At 64.1% G+C, this 16,580-nt stretch carries 14 protein-coding genes; 5 read left to right on the top strand and 9 right to left on the bottom strand.

What is annotated here, in order from left to right:
- Positions 1 to 106 precede the first annotated feature (106 nt).
- Both H6B51_RS12855 and H6B51_RS12850 read left to right on the top strand, forming a co-directional pair.
- The gene (locus H6B51_RS12855) at positions 107 to 820 is read left to right on the top strand and encodes an AzlC family ABC transporter permease (RefSeq protein WP_204884076.1); all 714 of its coding nucleotides are present in this window, start codon (positions 107 to 109) and stop codon (positions 818 to 820) included.
- The gene (locus tag H6B51_RS12850; RefSeq protein WP_204884075.1) at positions 814 to 1,146 is read left to right on the top strand and encodes a branched-chain amino acid transporter permease; all 333 of its coding nucleotides are present in this window, start codon (positions 814 to 816) and stop codon (positions 1,144 to 1,146) included. The genes H6B51_RS12855 and H6B51_RS12850 overlap by 7 nt, the downstream gene beginning before the upstream one ends.
- Before the next feature lie 191 nt (positions 1,147 to 1,337).
- Here the strand turns inward: H6B51_RS12850 and H6B51_RS12845 are convergent, their stop codons facing one another.
- A complete protein-coding gene (locus H6B51_RS12845; protein ID WP_204884074.1) occupies positions 1,338 to 2,588 on the bottom strand; it encodes a M16 family metallopeptidase in 1,251 nt (416 codons plus the stop codon).
- Positions 2,589 to 2,911: 323 nt separating this feature from the next.
- On the opposite strand from H6B51_RS12845, the gene H6B51_RS12840 reads away from it, so the two are divergent.
- Complete coding sequence (locus H6B51_RS12840) at positions 2,912 to 3,436, top strand: nitroreductase (protein ID WP_204884073.1); 525 nt, start codon at positions 2,912 to 2,914, stop codon at positions 3,434 to 3,436.
- A gap of 63 nt (positions 3,437 to 3,499) precedes the next feature.
- A complete protein-coding gene (locus H6B51_RS12835; RefSeq protein ID WP_204884072.1) occupies positions 3,500 to 5,662 on the top strand; it encodes an S-layer homology domain-containing protein in 2,163 nt (720 codons plus the stop codon).
- A 112-nt stretch (positions 5,663 to 5,774) separates the two neighbouring features.
- Here the strand turns inward: H6B51_RS12835 and H6B51_RS12830 are convergent, their stop codons facing one another.
- The 3 genes from H6B51_RS12830 to H6B51_RS12820 form a co-directional block, all read right to left on the bottom strand.
- Positions 5,775 to 6,848: a GNAT family N-acetyltransferase gene (locus H6B51_RS12830; RefSeq protein WP_204884071.1), complete on the bottom strand. Its 1,074-nt coding sequence runs from the start codon at positions 6,846 to 6,848 to the stop codon at positions 5,775 to 5,777.
- Between the two features lie 12 nt (positions 6,849 to 6,860).
- Positions 6,861 to 8,924 carry an ADP-ribosyltransferase gene (locus H6B51_RS18150; protein WP_204884070.1) on the bottom strand — a complete coding sequence of 688 codons (2,064 nt, stop codon included), beginning with the start codon at positions 8,922 to 8,924 and terminating at the stop codon, positions 6,861 to 6,863.
- Between the two features lie 139 nt (positions 8,925 to 9,063).
- The gene (locus tag H6B51_RS12820; protein ID WP_204884069.1) at positions 9,064 to 10,152 is read right to left on the bottom strand and encodes a PTS sugar transporter subunit IIC; all 1,089 of its coding nucleotides are present in this window, start codon (positions 10,150 to 10,152) and stop codon (positions 9,064 to 9,066) included.
- Between the two features lie 193 nt (positions 10,153 to 10,345).
- Between H6B51_RS12820 and H6B51_RS12815 the strand changes: the two genes are divergently transcribed.
- Positions 10,346 to 11,782 (top strand): M20/M25/M40 family metallo-hydrolase, encoded by a 1,437-nt coding sequence (locus tag H6B51_RS12815; protein WP_204884068.1) that lies wholly within the window; start codon positions 10,346 to 10,348, stop codon positions 11,780 to 11,782.
- Here the strand turns inward: H6B51_RS12815 and H6B51_RS12810 are convergent.
- From H6B51_RS12810 to H6B51_RS12790, 5 genes are all read right to left on the bottom strand, one after another.
- The gene (locus tag H6B51_RS12810) at positions 11,775 to 12,020 is read right to left on the bottom strand and encodes an RNA-binding S4 domain-containing protein (protein WP_204884067.1); all 246 of its coding nucleotides are present in this window, start codon (positions 12,018 to 12,020) and stop codon (positions 11,775 to 11,777) included. The genes H6B51_RS12815 and H6B51_RS12810 overlap by 8 nt on opposite strands.
- A gap of 65 nt (positions 12,021 to 12,085) precedes the next feature.
- Positions 12,086 to 12,361, bottom strand: coding sequence for an HU family DNA-binding protein (locus tag H6B51_RS12805; protein WP_204884066.1), 276 nt, complete (start codon positions 12,359 to 12,361; stop codon positions 12,086 to 12,088).
- A 58-nt stretch (positions 12,362 to 12,419) separates the two neighbouring features.
- The gene (mazG, locus tag H6B51_RS12800; RefSeq protein WP_204884065.1) at positions 12,420 to 13,208 is read right to left on the bottom strand and encodes a nucleoside triphosphate pyrophosphohydrolase; all 789 of its coding nucleotides are present in this window, start codon (positions 13,206 to 13,208) and stop codon (positions 12,420 to 12,422) included.
- A 37-nt stretch (positions 13,209 to 13,245) separates the two neighbouring features.
- A complete protein-coding gene (locus H6B51_RS12795) occupies positions 13,246 to 15,006 on the bottom strand; it encodes a putative polysaccharide biosynthesis protein (protein ID WP_243421294.1) in 1,761 nt (586 codons plus the stop codon).
- A gap of 12 nt (positions 15,007 to 15,018) precedes the next feature.
- Positions 15,019 to 16,320 (bottom strand): amidohydrolase family protein, encoded by a 1,302-nt coding sequence (locus H6B51_RS12790; protein ID WP_204884064.1) that lies wholly within the window; start codon positions 16,318 to 16,320, stop codon positions 15,019 to 15,021.
- Positions 16,321 to 16,580: the final 260 nt, after the last annotated feature.

Genomic DNA, 16,580 nt, shown 5'->3' with positions numbered 1-16,580 from the left:
CTTCCTCAAGCCTATTCTAACAAATTACGACTTGCTGCGTTAGAGACACCTGTGTTTCATTTTCCTTTGGTGCCTTGAAGCGCAGCGGAAAGGAATGGTCATAACTATGGATCGCAAGTCGCTGGCGGCGGCCTTTCCGGTGACGGTGCCGGTGCTCATGGGCTATCTGGCCATCGGCATGGCCTTCGGCTTTATGCTTCAGGCTGTGGGCTACAACTTTATCTGGGCCTTTTTCATGTCCCTGACCATTTACGCCGGATCAGGACAGTATCTGGGGGTGACCCTCCTGTCCACCGCCGCCGCCCTGGGCACGGTGGCCCTCATGACCCTGCTTATCAACTTCCGCCACCTGGTGTACGGCCTGTCCATGCTGGAGAAGTTCAAGGGCATGGGCTGGCGGAAGTTTTACATGATCTTTTCCCTCACTGACGAGACCTACGCCCTCCTGGCCTCAGCCCAGGCTCCGGTGGGGGTAAATCCCCGGAATTTTTACTTTGCCATCGCCCTGCTGGATCAGAGCTACTGGATCATCGGCTCGGTGATCGGTGGAGTGGCGGGAGCCCTCATCCCAGTGGATACCACCGGCATCGACTTCGCCATGACCGCCCTCTTTGTGGTCATCGCCGTGGATCAGTGGAAGGCCTACCAAAAGCACCTGCCCGCCCTGATGGGGGGGCTGGTGACCATCCTGTTTCTCATCATTTTAGGCCAGTGGTTTGGACAGCAGCAAATGCTCATCGTGTCCCTGGGCATCATTGTGGTGATCCTGCTGGTGCTGCGGGACAAACTGGAGGATAAGGAGGAGACAGAATCATGCTGACCCCCCAAGCAGCCGTGGCCTCCATCGCTGTAATGGCGGTGGTGACCTTTCTTACCCGGGCTCTCCCCTTCCTCCTCTTTGACCGGGGAGCCGCGCCCCCCAAAATCATTTTGTATCTGGGTAAGGTCCTTCCTCCCGCCATCATCGCCATGCTCATCGTCTACTGCCTGAAGGACATCTCCTTCCTGGCGGTGGGGGGCTGGGCCCCTCAGCTTATCTCCGTGGGGGTGGTGGTGGCTCTCCACCTGTGGCTCCACAACAACCTGGTGAGCATCTTTGGCGGTACCATCCTGTACATGTTTCTGGTCCAGGTGGTCTTTGTATAGGATAGGAGATAGTGTCAGGGGACCCTTGACCTTCCCCCCACAGGGGGGAAGGTGGCCCGCAGGGCCGAATGAGGGGGCGATTGATAATAACTCCCACGGACAAAAATCGAATGGGCCTGCCGCATTGCCGCGGCAGGCCCATTTAACATAGATGAAAAGTTTTACACATTATCCACAGGGTTTTCCACAGCTCAGTGGAGCAGTCGCTGATAGTCCTCCGCCTTGCCCACCCGGCCCACGGCGGAGAGGGAGGCGTGGGACAGATCCAGCAGCTCCCCGGCCAGGACCCGCACATCCTCCCGGGTGACAGCGTCGTAGGCGGCGATGATCTCTTCTTCATCCAGCACCCTGCCCACCATCAGCTCTCCCCTGCCCAGGCTGCTCATATGGGCCTGGGTGGACTCCAGCCCCATGAGCACGTTGGCCTTGGACTGTTCTCTGGCCCGGTCCAGTTCCTCCTGGGTGACCCCGTGGTCGGTGACCTCCCGGATGACCGCCAGGATGGTGTCCAGGGCCTGGCCCTCAGTCTCCTTCCCCAGGGCGGTGTACACTCCAAAGTAGCCGGTGTCGTCGTGACAGGTGCCGTAGGAATAGATAGAGTAGCACAGCCCCCGCCGCTCCCGCACCTGCTGAAACAGCCGGGAGGACATGCCGCCTCCCAGCACCGAGGACAGCAGCTGGAGAGTGAACCGCCGGGGATCGGAAAAGGACAGGCCGGGGAAGGCCAGGGTCAGATGATTCTGCTCAATGGCCTTTTTCTTTACGGTAATGCCCGGGCGGTAGGCGGCGGGCCTGGTTTTCAGCGGAGGCTGGGGCTCCAGATGGGAGAACCGGGCGGTCAGGTCGTCCACGTCCTTTTGGGTGAATCGCCCTGCCAGGGTGACCACCACCCGACGGGGCCCGTAGTGGGTGCGCATATACTCCTTCAGCCAGGGGCCGTTCATGGACTCCAGAATGGGCTGTCTGCCCAGAATGGGCCGGGCCAGCGGGGAGCCCTTGAACACCGCGCCCGCCAGCCGTTCGGCGCACAGGTCCTCCGGGTTGTCCTCGTACATACCGATCTCCTCTAAGATGACCCCCCGCTCAGTGTCCACGTCGCTGTCGTCGAATTTGGAGTGGAAAAACATATCGCACAGGATATCGGCTGCCTGAGGCAAATGGGAATCCAGCACCCGGGCGTAAAAGCAGGTGCACTCCTTGGTGGTAAAGGCGTTGACCTGGCCCCCGATGGCGTCCATCTCCGCCGCCAGCTGGGCGGCGGAGCGGGTCTGGGTGCCCTTGAAGAGCATGTGCTCGATAAAATGGGCGGCCCCGTTTTCCCCCGGCTTTTCGTGCCGGGAGCCGGTGCCCACCCAGATGCCCAGGGCCGCCGAGCGCACCCCGGGCACCTGTTCGGTGAGGACCCGTACCCCATTGGGGAGGGTCAGCTTTTGATACTCCAAACAGTGTACCTCTTTTCTATGATATGGGGGCGTCCTACCCCCGCAGAGCAATGACCAGCAGCACCACGCCGGTAATGGCCAGGATCAGCATCAGATAGCCAAATACTTTCAGTTTCATCTCCAGCCGCTCCTTTTCTCAGATTGCCCGATACCGCATTATATCATACCTGGCCGCCCTTGTCAGCCGAAAAGAACGGAATGGGAAGCAAAGGACTGCCCCAAAAAAACAGATAAAATCCCCGCCATTGGTACTTTACTGGAATAAAGATCCGGAGTATACTATTCTTTGGAAACAGCCGCCAGGCGGAAAGGAAGCGTAGCATATGAATCAGGAAGTGTTGAATGTCATGAAGGAGCGGCGCAGCTGCCGCAGCTATAAGCCGGAACAGATCAGCGACCAGGCCCTCCAGGCCGTGCTGGAGGCAGGTACCTGGGCCCCCACCGGTATGGGCAAGCAGTCCCCCATCATCGTGGCGGTCCAGGATCCGGATACCGTGGCCGCCCTGAGCAAGATGAACGCCAAGATCATGGGGGTGGATTTTGACCCCTTCTACGGGGCTCCCACTGTGCTGGTGGTGCTGGCGGACAAGAGCGCCCCCACCTATCTCCAGGACGGCTGCTGCGTCATGGACAACCTGCTCAACGCCGCCGAGGCGGTGGGGCTTGGCTCCTGCTGGATCCACCGGGCCAAGGAGGAGTTTGAGTCTGAGGAGGGCAAGGCCCTGCTGGCCAAGTGGGGCGTCCAGGGGGACTACGAGGGCATCGGCCACTGCGTGCTGGGCTACTGGAACGGGGAAAAGCCCGCTCCCGCCCCCAGAAAGGACAACTACGTATATTATGTAAAGTAAACCCGTCCAACCAAAAAAGCGCGCCGCCCGGCGCGCTTTTTTAAAAAGAGGGAGGAATGAGCGATGAAGAAAACCAAGTCACTGGCCAGCCTGCTGCTGACCCTGTGCCTGCTGCTGGGGCTGCTGCCCGCCGCCCTGGCGGTGGAGCAGGTCAACGTGCCCTCAAGCGTCACCTGGACCTATACCACCCTGGACGGCAGGACCATCACCCAGGACACCTACAAGGGCAAGGTGCAGGTGCTGGTGTTCTACAACGTCACCGGCGGCTGCCTCAACTCCAACCGTACCATTCCCGCCCTGGCCTCCGCCAGCTGGGCCTCCGGCGGCGACGTGCAGGTCATTGCCATCGGCTGTCCCGGCTATGTGGACGGCCAGCGGGTCAGCCCCAGCGAGGACCTGGTGCGCTCCTACGCCGACACCTACGCTCCGGGGAGCTCCATCGTCTTTGCCTGGTCTTACGACCCCATGTACAACGGCGCCTCCCAGGCCATCAAGTATATGAAGGCGGCGGGGCTGAAGGACTCCAGCGACAACTCGGTGCTGTACGCCACCACCATCGTGCTGGACCAGAGCGGCAACATCCGCTACGGCTGGGACGGGGGCTATGACGCCGCCGCCTATACCACCGCCGTCAATGCCCTTACCGGCGGAGATCCCGGTACAGAGACCCCGGAGGAGCCCGGCGGCCAGATCCAGCTGACCTACGACAGCAGCGTCAGCGATGAAGAATGGGAGGTGCTGCGGCTGACCAACATCCACCGGATGAGCATGGGTCTCTCTCCTCTGTCCACCAGCGATAAGATGCAGCAGGCGGGCAACCAGCGGGCCCAGGAGCTGACGGTGCTCTACGCCTCCGACCACTCCCGGCCGGACGGCAGCCGGTGTTTTACGGTGCTGGAAGACTACGGAATCTCCTACAGAACCGCCGCTGAAAACATCGCCTACGGCTATGGCAGCGCCCAGGCGGTGATGAACGGCTGGCTCAACAGCTCCGGCCACAGGGCCAACATCGAAAATGCCGCCCTCACCCACATGGGGGTGGGCTGCGCCCAGGGGGACCGGCTGTACTGGGCCCAGCACTTTGTGGGGAGCAGCTGCGCCTACTCCAACCTGTCCCTGTCCAGCTCCACCCTGTCCCTGGGCGGCAGGGATCTGGAGGAGGCCCTGGCTGCGGCCAATATCACCGTTACCGCCACCTGCTCTGTCCATGGCAGGTGCAAGCTCCCCCTCATCGCCGCCATGTGCTCCGGCTATGACTCCTCCGTCTCCGGCACCCAGACTGTGACGGTGACTCTGGGCGGCGCCTCAGCCACCCTGGAGATCCAGGGTGCCTGTGACCACCGGTATGGGGACTGGCAGGTGACCATCGAGCCCACCTGTACCGACACCGGCACGGAGGTGCGGATATGCGCTCTGTGCGGGGAGCGGGAGGTGCGTACCCTGTCCGCTTCCGGCCACCAGTATGACGACGGGGAGGTCACTCGGGAACCCACCTGTACCCGGGAGGGCCAGCGGACCTATACCTGTATAGTGTGCGGGGCGGAAAAGCAGGAATCCATCCCCAAGACCGACCACCAGCCCGACCGGGACGGGATCTGTACCGTCTGCGGCCAGCAGGTGGCCGAGCCCCAGCCGGGAGAGGACTCCGATCTGCCCTTTACCGATGTGGCAGGCCATTGGGCCCTGGAGGGGATCTCCTATGTTTGGGAGCAAGGCCTGATGAACGGCACCTCCGACACCACCTTCGCGCCTGGTATGCCGTTGTCCCGTGCCATGCTGGTGCAGATCCTGTATAATCTGGAGGGCCGCCCCTCCAGCAGCAATGTGGTGCTCAGCGAAATCACCGACGTACCCAGGGACGCCTGGTACCGAAAGGCGGTGGCCTGGGCCATGGAGCTGGGCATCGTGGAGGGCAACGACCAGCACCAGTTCCTCCCCGAGCAGCCCATTACTCGGGAGCAAATGGCCACCATTTTGTATCGCTACGTTTGGGAGCGGGGATATGACGGCGGGGTCAGCGGAGTCAGCGACTTCAATAAATATCCCGACCGTTACGATACCAGCAATTATGCCTTTGAGGCCACCATGTGGGCGGTGGAGCGGGGGCTGCTCACCGGCAACGATCAGGGACTGCTCCAGCCAAAGGGAAGCGCCGACCGGGCCCAAAGCGCCACCATCCTTATGCGGTTCTGCCAAAATGTACTGCCCCAGTGGGTTCTGGAATAAATGAAAACGAGCAATGGCCGCCAAAAGGCGGCCATTGCTCATTTTTAGGGAAAGGGCGGGCGGGTCTAATCCCGCCCGCCCCTGTAGATAGCACGGTATTGCAGATCCCGCTCTACTTCCGAGCGAAAAAGGCGGGGCAGGCACCGCCATAAAGCACCGCCCCCGGCTTGCGGAGGAACTGGCCGCAGACGGTCATATCCTCTTTCATGCGGTACCGGCACCCGGCGCACACCAGCTCGTTCTCGTCGGCGGGCTCCAGGTGTATGTCGTTCCAGTAGGCCTCCCGGTAGGGGGTGGGGGCCATGGGGGGCAGTTCCTCCTCCCGCTCCTCCTCTGTTAGGTCAGCCTGGGTGGCGGTGATGTAGGAGCGTACCGACCGGGTAGGCGCCAGGTCGGGGAAGAAGTGGTGGAGCAGCTTGTCGCTGGCCTCGTTGACGCAGGTAAATACCACCCGGGTATCGGGGGGACAGGTCCGGGCGGCCTGGGAAAAGGCGGCGTAAAACAGCTGGACCGGTACCCGGGACCGGGCGGCCTCCGGGCTGAACCAGGTCCACTGGTCGGAGATCACCCCGTCCCTCGGGGGGGTGAGCAGCACCATGCCCCCGAAGGACTGGTCGGTGGGCCAGAGGAAGCTGGTATCCGGGTCGCAGTCGGCCAGGATGGAGGGGTCGGTGTGGTTCTGGGTCAGCAGGGTAATGAGCTTCCCCCGCTCCAGGTGGGACAGCTCCCCCAGCCTCACCAGCCGGGGGGCGGGCCCCTTGGGGGCCAGCAGGGGGTGGTTCACCACCCGGTCCAGGGTGGTCTCATAGGCATAGCCCTCCGCCCCGTCCAGCTGGAACCCGGCGTTCTCCAGCAGGGAGGCCAGAGGGGGCCACTGGCTGGGGGGCAGGGTGTAGGTCAGGCCCAGCCAGGGGATGCCTGCCTGGTCCAACAGGGTGATGGCATAGTCCAGCAGGTCGGTGGCCACCCCCATGCCGGTAAAGGCGGTGGCCACCCCCATGCTCAGCAGCCGGGCCTCGGGGGCCGTCGGGTCCACCACCACCACGCCCAGGATGGGGCCGGACTCCTGCCGGGCGGCCAGGAACCAAAAGCTGTCCCGGGCGGGGTCGGCCCACACCTGGGGCATGACAAAGGGCTCCAGGGCCTGGGCATGGGCCCCGGTGACGGCGGTGCGAATCCATTCCATGGTCATACCTCCTTAATTGGGCTGGACGGGCTGGTCCCGGGGAACGCCGCCGTCGTGCATGGGCAGGGCCTCCAGATAGACCCGCCACACGGTGTCGGCGCTGTCTTTCTCCTGTTCCCACCGGTCCGGGGCCACATCGGTATCCTGGGTGGTGGGGGCAAAGGTGTTCTGATGATAGTTCTCTCCCCCCTGGGCGGCATCCTGCTGGCCGGGGGCCCGGTTGCCCTGTCCGGGCAGAGGCTGGGTTTTGACCATCTTTACGCTGACCAGCCGGAACTTGGTGCCGGGGGCCAGCAGGACCTCCTCCTCCAGGGGCACCCGCCCCAGATCGGTGCCCCCGATGGCCACGGCGGCGGTGCCCTTGGGGGCCAGGATCACCAGATCCACCTTCCGCCGGGTAAAGGCATTCTTGGCCAGGGAGGCCGAGCAGAACCCCTTCTCCTGCAGGATGGGGTGCTGGTTGGCCTGCTCCTGGTAGTGGGTGAAGTAGTGGGCCGCCTGGGCCTCGTTGATCCCCAGCATGGCGGACAGACCGTCCAGGTCGATGTTCCGCTGGAGGGTCAGGTTGAAGGGCAGCCGGGCCAGCTTCATGCCGTCGGCGGCGTCGTCGGTGAGGCGCCTGAGCTCCGGGGTCAGCCGGGCCCGCAGGTGCTGGGGCATCCGCTCCACATTGCGGCCGGCCCGGAGGTAGGCGTTCATCACCTGGAAGTTGTCCACGCCGGCCTGGGCGGCCTGTTCGGCCTGGGCGGCGGCACCGTAGACCCGCAGGCCCTTGAAGGCGTCCTTGATGCCGTTGGCCTCCAGCAGGGCCTTCCACTCCTGCTGGGCGTACCGGCCCATGGAGTGGAGCAGGTGGAGGTTGGCGTGGGACTGCTCCGCCTCGTTCCACAGGGTGTTCCGCTCCAGCCCCGCCTCCATGGACTGGGGCTCCGGCTGGATGGTCAGCTCCCCCTGGGCGTCGTTGCGGGTCAGCTGTCCGTGGATGCGGTTGAGCCCCGCCACGGCCTTGCGGCACTTGGCCCGCCGGCTGGCCAGGTCTCTCTGCCAGAACACCCGCTTGACATGGTAACAGGCCTTTCTGATCTTGCCCATGCCGGCCCGCTCTTCCGCGGTCAGGTAGCGGAAGGTGTCCCTGGGCATGAGGGCCTCTTCATTCCACACCTGGTCCCCCTGGAGCTGGTCCCACCGGACCACGTCCCGGGCCAGCTCCTGCTGGCTGTTCTGCATGGCCTCCCGGGCCACCCGCTCCTCCTCCAGCCGGCGCTCCTCCGCCTGGAAGGCCTCCTCCCGCAGGCGCTCCGCCTCCCGCCGCCGGAGCTCCGCCCACCGCCGGAGCTCCTGTTCTTCTTCCTCCGCCCGGAGCTGGGCCTGTGCGCGGGCCTCTTCCGCCATCCGCACCCGCTCCGCCTGGGCCTCCTGGGCCCGGAGCCGGGCCTCCTCCCGGCGGCGCTGCTCCTCCAGCCGGCGCTCCTCCTCGATCTTGCGGGCCTGCTCCTGCCGGAGCCGGGCCTCCTCTTCGACCTTTTCCTTGCTGTCTCTGGCCCGGGCCTCCAGGATCTGGGCCCGGGTCTGGGTCAGCGTTTCCTCGTGGGCCCGCTGCAGCTCGTCCTCCAGGGCCTCGTTTTCCACCAACTCTTCGTTGACCCGGGTCCGCAGGGCGTCCAGCCGGGCCCGGGTCTCGTCGGTCTCCCGCCACGCCGGGACCTCTTCGGTCTGGGGGGCCCCTTCGCCCTGCCGGGCGGCCCGCTCCTCCCGGAGCCGCCGGGCCTCCCGCTCCTGCTCCGCCATCCAGGCGGCCACGTCGGCTTTGGCCCGCTCCTCTTCCGCCTGGCGGGCGGCCACCTCTTCGGGGGTCAGCTCTTTGCGGCCCAGCTGGGCAAGGGCCTCGTCCTCCTTCACCGGCAGGGGGCGGCGGCCCCGGGCCAGCTCCGCCCGCTCCCGGTTGATCTGATCCAGATCCATGTGGAGATCCGCCGCCGTGTTGGCGAAAAACCGGTCGGCCTCCTGGCGGATGATCTGCTGGTTTTTGGCCCGCTGAGCCTGAAGCTGCTGTTGTTGTTGTTCCGTAAGCGGCATAGGGCACCTCCGTACCAAATGGATTTGGTGGTATTATACCATAGCCTGCCAGATCTGAACTAAAGGTTTGTTAAAGGTTTTCTAAAGCCTGGCAAAACAAAAGACGGACCACGCGGGTCCGTCTTTTGTACAGGGCGGCTCAGTCCAGGGTCAGGTCCCCCTCTTTGATCCAACCGATCTTGCGGAAGAACAGGCCAAACAGCCAGGTAAGTATCGCCGGCAGCACGAAGCAGATGAGGATCATCCCCGCCCAGTCGAAGGAGGTAATGGCCGCCTTGGCGCCGGTGGCCACGTCGTTGACCCAGCCGGTGTACACCCCAATAGGACCCACCATGCCGCAGGTGCCCATGCCCGAGGCCACGCCGGACGCCGGATCGTTCATCTCCAGATGGAACAGGCAGGTGGCCAGAGGCCCGGTGACGGCTGAGGTCAGGATGGCGGGGATCCAGATTTTCGGGTTTTTCACGATATTGCCCATCTGGAGCATGGAGGTGCCCAGGCCCTGGCTCACCAGGCCGCCCCACCGGTTCTCCCGGAAGGAGAGGACGGCGAAGCCCACCATGTTGGCGCAGCAGCCCGCCACGGCCGCGCCCCCCGCCAGGCCGGTGAGGCCAATGGCGGCGCAGATGGCCGCCGAGGAGATGGGCAGAGTCAGGGCAATGCCGATGACCACCGACACCAGGATGCCCATCCAGAAGGGCTGGAGGACGGTGGCCCACTTAACAAAGTCGCCAATGGCGGATGCGGCGGTGCCGATGGCGGGGGCCCACAGGGCGGACAGGCCCACTCCGGCCAGGACGGTGACTAAGGGGGTGACCAGAATGTCGATTTTGGTCTCCTTGCTCACCGCCTTACCCAGCTCGGCGGCGATGACGGCGATAAAGAGCACCGCCAGAGGTCCGCCGGCCCCCTTGCCTCCGTCCAGGGTGGTGGAGCCCAAGGAATTGGCGGCATAGCCTACGGTGACCAGGGAGAAAAGCACCAGGGGGGGCGACTGGAGGGCGTAGCCAATGGCCACCGCCATGGCCGCCCCGCTCATGGCTGAGCAGTAGCCCCCCACCTCCGCCAGGAAGGCCAGACCCAGCTGGTCCCCCAGGGTGTCCAGGATGGTGCCGATGAGCAGGGAGCAGAACAGGCCCTGGGCCATGGCCCCCAGGGCGTCCACCCCGTACCGTTTGCCGGAGATCACAATGTTCTTTTTTTTGAGAAAAGCGGATAGCTGTCCCATGTCTCGTTCCTCATTCTATACGTCATTACAGATGTCATGACACCTTAATGCACTATTATAGCGCCGGGGAAGGATTTGTCAAGGAAAAGTTGGCCCTCTCCCCCATGCCGTGGTAAAATAAAAGCGTATGTGCAGGGGCAGCCCTTGTGGCTGCCCGCCGGAAGCCGGCTACAACGCAGAAAGGATGACCCATATGACATTGCTGGAACGACTGGAGGGCCGTCAGGCCGTCACAGCCGGGGTAATACACACCTTTCGGACCCTGTCCCGCCACCCCCACCCCTCGGGGGAGGAGGAGGCCACCGGCCGGGACTATGTGGAATATTTGCGCGCCCTGGGCCTCTCCCCCGTCCGGGACGGGGCGGGCAACCTGCGGGCCGATCTGCCCGCCAGCCCGGGCCGGGAGGGGGAGCCTCTGCTCATTCTCCAGGGGCATATGGACATGGTGTGCGCCGTGGCGCCGGGCAGTGGCTTTGACCCGCACGGGGACCCGGTGACCATTCTGGAGGAGGACGGATATCTCCGCACCGACCGCCGCTCCTCCCTGGGGGCGGACAACGGCCTGGGCAACGCCGCCGCCCTGTGGGTGCTGGGCCGGGGGATCTCCCACGGGCCCCTGCGGCTCATGTTTACCGTCAGCGAGGAGGTGGGCCTGGAGGGGGCCAAGGAGGTGGATCCGGTCTGGCTGGAGGGGGCCGCCGCCCTGCTGAACACCGACGGCTTTCACCTGGGCCGGGCCATTGTGGGCTCCGCCGGAGGACGCCGGGAGGAGTGGCAAAAGCCCCTGAAAAAAATCCCTGCCCCACAGGGGCAAGGGTGGCAGATCTCCGTCACCGGCGGCACCGGGGGCCACTCCGGGGACGACATCCATCTGGGCCGGGCCAATCCCATCCATCTGCTGGCCGCCTGGCTGGCGGCCCGTCCGGGCTTGCCGGTGGCCTCCTTCTCCGGCGGTACCGCCTTCAATGCCATCCCTGCGGCGGCGGAGTGCGTGGTGGTGGGCGGGCAGGCCCCCGACCTGTCCGCCCTGGCGGCGGCGCTGGAGGGGTACCGGGCCACCGACCCAAACCTGACTCTCGCCTGCGTCCCCCTTCCCTGCCCGGACCAGGTGTGGACACAGCAGGCCCGGGAATCGGTGCTGGCCTTTGTGGGCGGCATCCACCACGGGGTGTATCAAATGGATCCGGCCTTCCCCCAGGTGGTGGGGGCCTCGGCCAACCTGGGGGTGGTGGAGGCCCAGGGGGAGGCCTGTAAGGTCAGGGTGTTTATTCGAGCCGCCCGGCGGGAGGACGAGGAGGCGCTGGGAACGGTCAACGCCGCCCTGGCCGCCGCCCACGGCTTTACCGGCCACCGGACGGGCTACCCCGGCTGGCCGGGGGACAAAAACAACCCCCTGGCCCGGGCGCTGGACCGGGTATACCGGGCCCAGACCGGGCGGGGGTTGGAGATCACGGCGGTCCACGTGGGGCTGGAGCCCTCGGTGTTCCGGGCCAAGGCCCCGGGGCTGGTAATGGCCTCCACCGGCCCGGATATCCTGGACGCCCACTCGGTGGACGAGCGGGCCCCTCTGGATACCCTGGCGGACTATGCCCTGCTGTTGGCGGGGGTGCTGGAGGAGGGGCTCAGCTGAGCAGCTCCCTGTACAGGGCGGGGGCGTCGGCCTTGCCCACGTGCTCGGCCACCGACAGCACCTCCACCTTCACGGTGCGCTCCCCAAACCGGAGCTCCAGCACGTCCCCCTCCTTCACGTCATAGCTGGCCTTTACCGGGCGGCCGTTGGCGGTGACCCGCTGGTTGTCGCAGGCCTCGTTGGCCACCGTACGGCGCTTGATAAGCCGGGACACCTTCAGCCATTTGTCCAGACGCATGGTTTTGAATCCTCCTTCCGTTTCCGAATAAAAATACCCGTCCGGCAGGACGGGCATTTTTCTGTTTACTGGGACACCAGATCCTTCAGGGCCTTGCCGGGCTTGAACACGGGCACCTTGGAGGCGGGGATCTTGATGGACAGCCCGCTCTTGGGGTTGCGGCCGGTGCGCTCTGCCCGGCTCTTCACCTCAAAAGCGCCGAAGCCCACCAGCTGCACCTTCTCCCCCTCGGCCAGACACTGGGAGATGACCTCGATGGCGGCGTTGAGGGCGGTCTCCATATCTTTCTTGGACAGGCCGGCCTTATCGGCGGCGGCGTTAATGAGTTCAGCCTTGTTCATGGTGCAGTTTCCTCCTGTAGATCATCTTAAAGTAATCGGATGGTAAAAAAACGGGCTGTCAGGATCCCTTTGCCTGCTCCCATAGCTTGTCCAGTTCTTCCAGGGTCATGCCCTCCATGGAGCGGCCCTGGGCGGCGGCAAATTCCTCCACCTTCTGAAAACGATGGATAAACTTGTCGGTGGCGCGGTTGAGGGCGTCCTCCGGGTCGGCCTTCAGGAATCGGGAGACGTTGACGGCGGAGAACAGCAGGTCCCCCAGCTCCTCCTCCACGTTGGTGCCCTGGGCCACGGCGGCCTTCAGCTCCCCGATCTCCTCGGAGAGCTTGTCCAGGGCGCCGGAGATGTCCGGCCAGTCGAAGCCGGCCTTTTTGGCCTTCTTCTGCACCTTTTCCGCCCGCCACAGGGCGGGCAGGGAGCGGGCTACCGCCTCCAGGGCGTCGGTGTTGGTGGCCTGGCCCTTCTCCTGGCGCTTCAGGGTCTCCCAGTTGGAGAGTACCTCACCGGTGCCGCTGACCTCCACATTGCCAAACACATGGGGGTGACGGAAGATGAGCTTTTTACAGATGCCGTCGGCCACGCCGTCCAGATCGAACCGGCCCTCCTCCTGCTCCATCCGGGCGTGGAGCATCACCTGGAGGAGCACGTCCCCCAACTCCTCCTTCAGGTGATCGGGGCTGCCCTCGTCGATGGCCTCCACGGCCTCGTAGGCCTCCTCCAGGAAGTTGCGGCGGATGGACTGGTGGGTCTGCTCAGCGTCCCAGGGACAGCCGCCGGGCGCCCGGAGGATGCGGACGATCTCCTCCAGGTCCCGCACGTCATAGGAATCCTTGTACTGAAAATCTACCATATTTCATGGCCTCCTGCAACCTCTTTTTTCATTTTGTTCAGCGGATCCGGAGCAGCCTGGCGATTTTGTCACCCTTAGGCATCATTTCCAGGTCCTCCTTGGACAGCACCCGCAGTCCCAGCACCAGGATCACGTAGATGATCACGCCAGCCAGGATGCCCCCGGCGGTGGTGATGGCGTTCATCAGCAGGGAGCCGGACAGGAACTTGGCCAGCAGACCCTGAACAGCCCAGGCGCCGGCGGCCATAAAGACGGAGGCGATGAGGGGCTTGAGGAATACGGTGACCAGCCGGGGAGGATGGGGTACCAGGCGCTTGATGACCAGCAGGTTGAGCACCGACACCACCACGAAGCAGGTCAGGGTGCCCATGGGAGCGCCAAAGATCATGAACTTGGGGTTGCCCACCAGGGTATAGCTGACGATCACTTTGGACACGCCGCCGATGATCATGGTGATGATGGGCAGGTTGACGATGCCGTTGGCCTGGAGTATGGCGGAGGCCACCACCTGGATGCACACGAAGATGGAGGCGATGCCCAGCACGGACAGCAGAGGGCCGGCAATGGTCTCATCCACGTTGCCCACGGTGAGCAGCTGAATGATGGGGGTACCCAGGGCGAACAGGCCGAAGCCGCAGGGCAGGGCGATGAGGGCGCTCACCCGCATGGCGGATTCAGTGGTGCGCTGGGCCCCCAGGCCGTCCCGTCGGGCGATGCATGCGGACACCCCGGGGACGATGCAGGCGGTAAGGGGCACCATCAGGTTAAAGGGCAGGTTGTAGATGCTCATGGTTTTGCTGTAGATACCATACAGCCCACGGGCGGAGTCCAGCACCGGATTGAGCTGGGTGTCCGGGTTGGTGAGCACCTCGGTCTGGAAGGCGGCCAGGTTTTCCTGGAAAATCTCCACCGCCTTGGGGAAGATGTCCAGCACGCTGTTGTTGATGCCGGTGAGTCCGTCCTGAATGGCAGTGAACACGCTCTGGAGCTGGCTCTGCACCAGGCCGGTGTCAATGAGGTTGACGATGGTCAGGGTGCAGGAGCTGAGGGTGATGGGCACCGCCAGCTTAAGCAGCCGGACCAGGATCTGCTTGGAGGTATCCGGCCGGTCGTTGGAGCGGACCCGCTCCCGACGGGCGGTACGGATATGGTTCACTGCCAGGAAAGTCACCGACAGAATGGAGCCGATGGACACGCCCAGCAGGGCCCCCGAGGCGGACAGACGGCTGCGCAGGTCGTCGTCGGGAATGGAGGAGTTGAGGATGAGGAAGGCCAGGGCCAGGCCCAGGAACATTTTGGACAGGGCCTCAATGACCTGGGAGATGCCGGTGGGGATCATGTTCATGTGGCCCTGGGCGTAGCCCCGGAAGGCGGAGCAGCAGCAGGAGCACAGCACCGACGGGGACAGGGCCAGCACGGCAAAGACCGCCTTCTCATTCTGCAATACGTATTTGGCCACGATGGGGGAGAACACCGACATGCACACGAAGCTGAGCAGCCCCATGAACAGGAAGGAGAAAAACGCCACCTGGAACACCCGGGCCTTCTGGTTCTGGCGGCCCAGGGTGTTGCACTCGCTTACCGTCTTGGACAGGGCCACAGGCAGGCCGGCGGTGGAGATGGTGAGGAAAAAGGTGTAGATGTTATAGGCCGCGTTGAAGTCGCCATAGGCCTCGTCGGGCAGCAGGGCGGTCAGCGGGATCTTGTAGATGGCGCCGATGACCTTGACGATGATGGTGGTCATGGCCAAAAAGGCCGCCGCGCCGTAAAAAGTATTTTTGTTCTGCTGGCTAGCCAAGGATAGTCCTCCTTATCTGTTCTCAAACAGCAGGGGCAGAGCGTAGTCCGCTACTTCCCGGCGTACCCGTTCCAGGTCAATGGTGAGGAAGTCCCCATCCTTGTATATGACCTTGCCCCGGGCCATATTCATTACCACGTCGGAGCCGTGGGCGGCGTAGGCCAGGTTGGAGATCACGCTATGGCAGGGGGTCAGGTTCAGGTGGGAGAAGTCCACCAGGATCAGGTCGGCGTCATAGCCACCCTGGATCACGCCGGTCTGGCGGCCCAGGGCGATGCCGCCGTTCCGGGTGGCCATCTTCAGAGCGTCCAGGGGGAGCAGGGCCAGGGGATCGTGATTGGCGCCGTTGTGGAGGATGGCGGCGAACTTCAGGTCACTGAAAAAGTCGGTGCAGTTATTGGAGGACACGCCGTCGGTGCCCAGGCACACATTGACCCCCGCCTTCTTCATGGCGGGCACCGGGGCGATGCCGCTGCCCAGCTTCAGGTTGGAGATGGGGTTGTGGATGACGGAGATCCCCTTCTCCGCCATGATGGCCCAGTCCTCCGGGGTGGTCCACACGCAGTGGGCGGCAATGGCCCGGGTGTCCCACACGCCGTAATCGTTCAGGGTCTGGATGGGGGTCTTGCCGTGGCGGTCCAGACAGGCCTGGTGCTCGGCCTGGGTCTCGGAGATGTGGACGTGCATGCCCAGATCGTGCTCCCGGGCGTAGTCGGCCATCCACTGCCACAGCTCCTTCCGGGAGGTGTACTCGGCGTGGATGGAGGCGTCAATGCGGATCTGGCCGTCGTTGTAGTTGTGCCACTTCTCGGTCAGCTCCCGCTGTATCACGCAGTCCAGGTGGGTGGCGGGGTCCAAACCGTCGCAGAACTGCACGCCGCCGCAGCTGAGATTGGCGCTGATGCCGGCGGCAGCCACCTCCTGGGCGATGACGTCGGTGTGCATATACATGTCGGCAATGGAGGTGACGCCGGAGGCAATCATCTCCGCCAGCCCCAGGTCGGTGCAGCACCGGATGGCCCGGTCGTCCCAGCGGGCCTCCACCGGGAAGATATAGTGGTTCAGCCAGTCCTGGAGGTTGTTGCCGTCCCCATAACCCCGCATGGCGGTCATAGGCACGTGGGTGTGGGCGTTGACGAAGCCGGGCATGAGCACGTTGCCCTTGCCGTCGATCTCCTGATCAAAGGGGCCCCAGGGCCGCTCGGTGCCCACCGAACGGATCTTGGTCCCCTCCACCACCACATAGGCGTTGGGCATCACGGTGCCCGCCTCGTCCATCAGCACGGCGGTGCAGTTGTGAATGAGAATGGACATGGTTTTTGTCTCCTTTGATAGTGTGCAGTATACCTTCCCCCCTGAGGGGGGAAGGTGGCCCGAAGGGCCGGATGAGGGGGCGCGAGTTATATGGGGATCCCCCTCATCAGTCAGCCTGCGGCTGCCAGCTTCCCCCCTGAGGGGGGAAGCTTCAGTCTGTCGAAAAACCTCACTCAGAGGAAGCCTCGCAGAGTTCTGCGGCCCGCAGGCCGCAGAATAAAATCAAAATCCGTTATTTCCAAGGACATGCGCCTTGGAAA

It is taken from the genome of Pseudoflavonifractor phocaeensis (assembly GCF_016901955.1).
GTDB classification, from domain to species: Bacteria; Bacillota; Clostridia; order Oscillospirales; family Oscillospiraceae; genus Flavonifractor; species Flavonifractor phocaeensis_A.
This window is presented reverse-complemented; position numbering and strand designations above follow the sequence as displayed.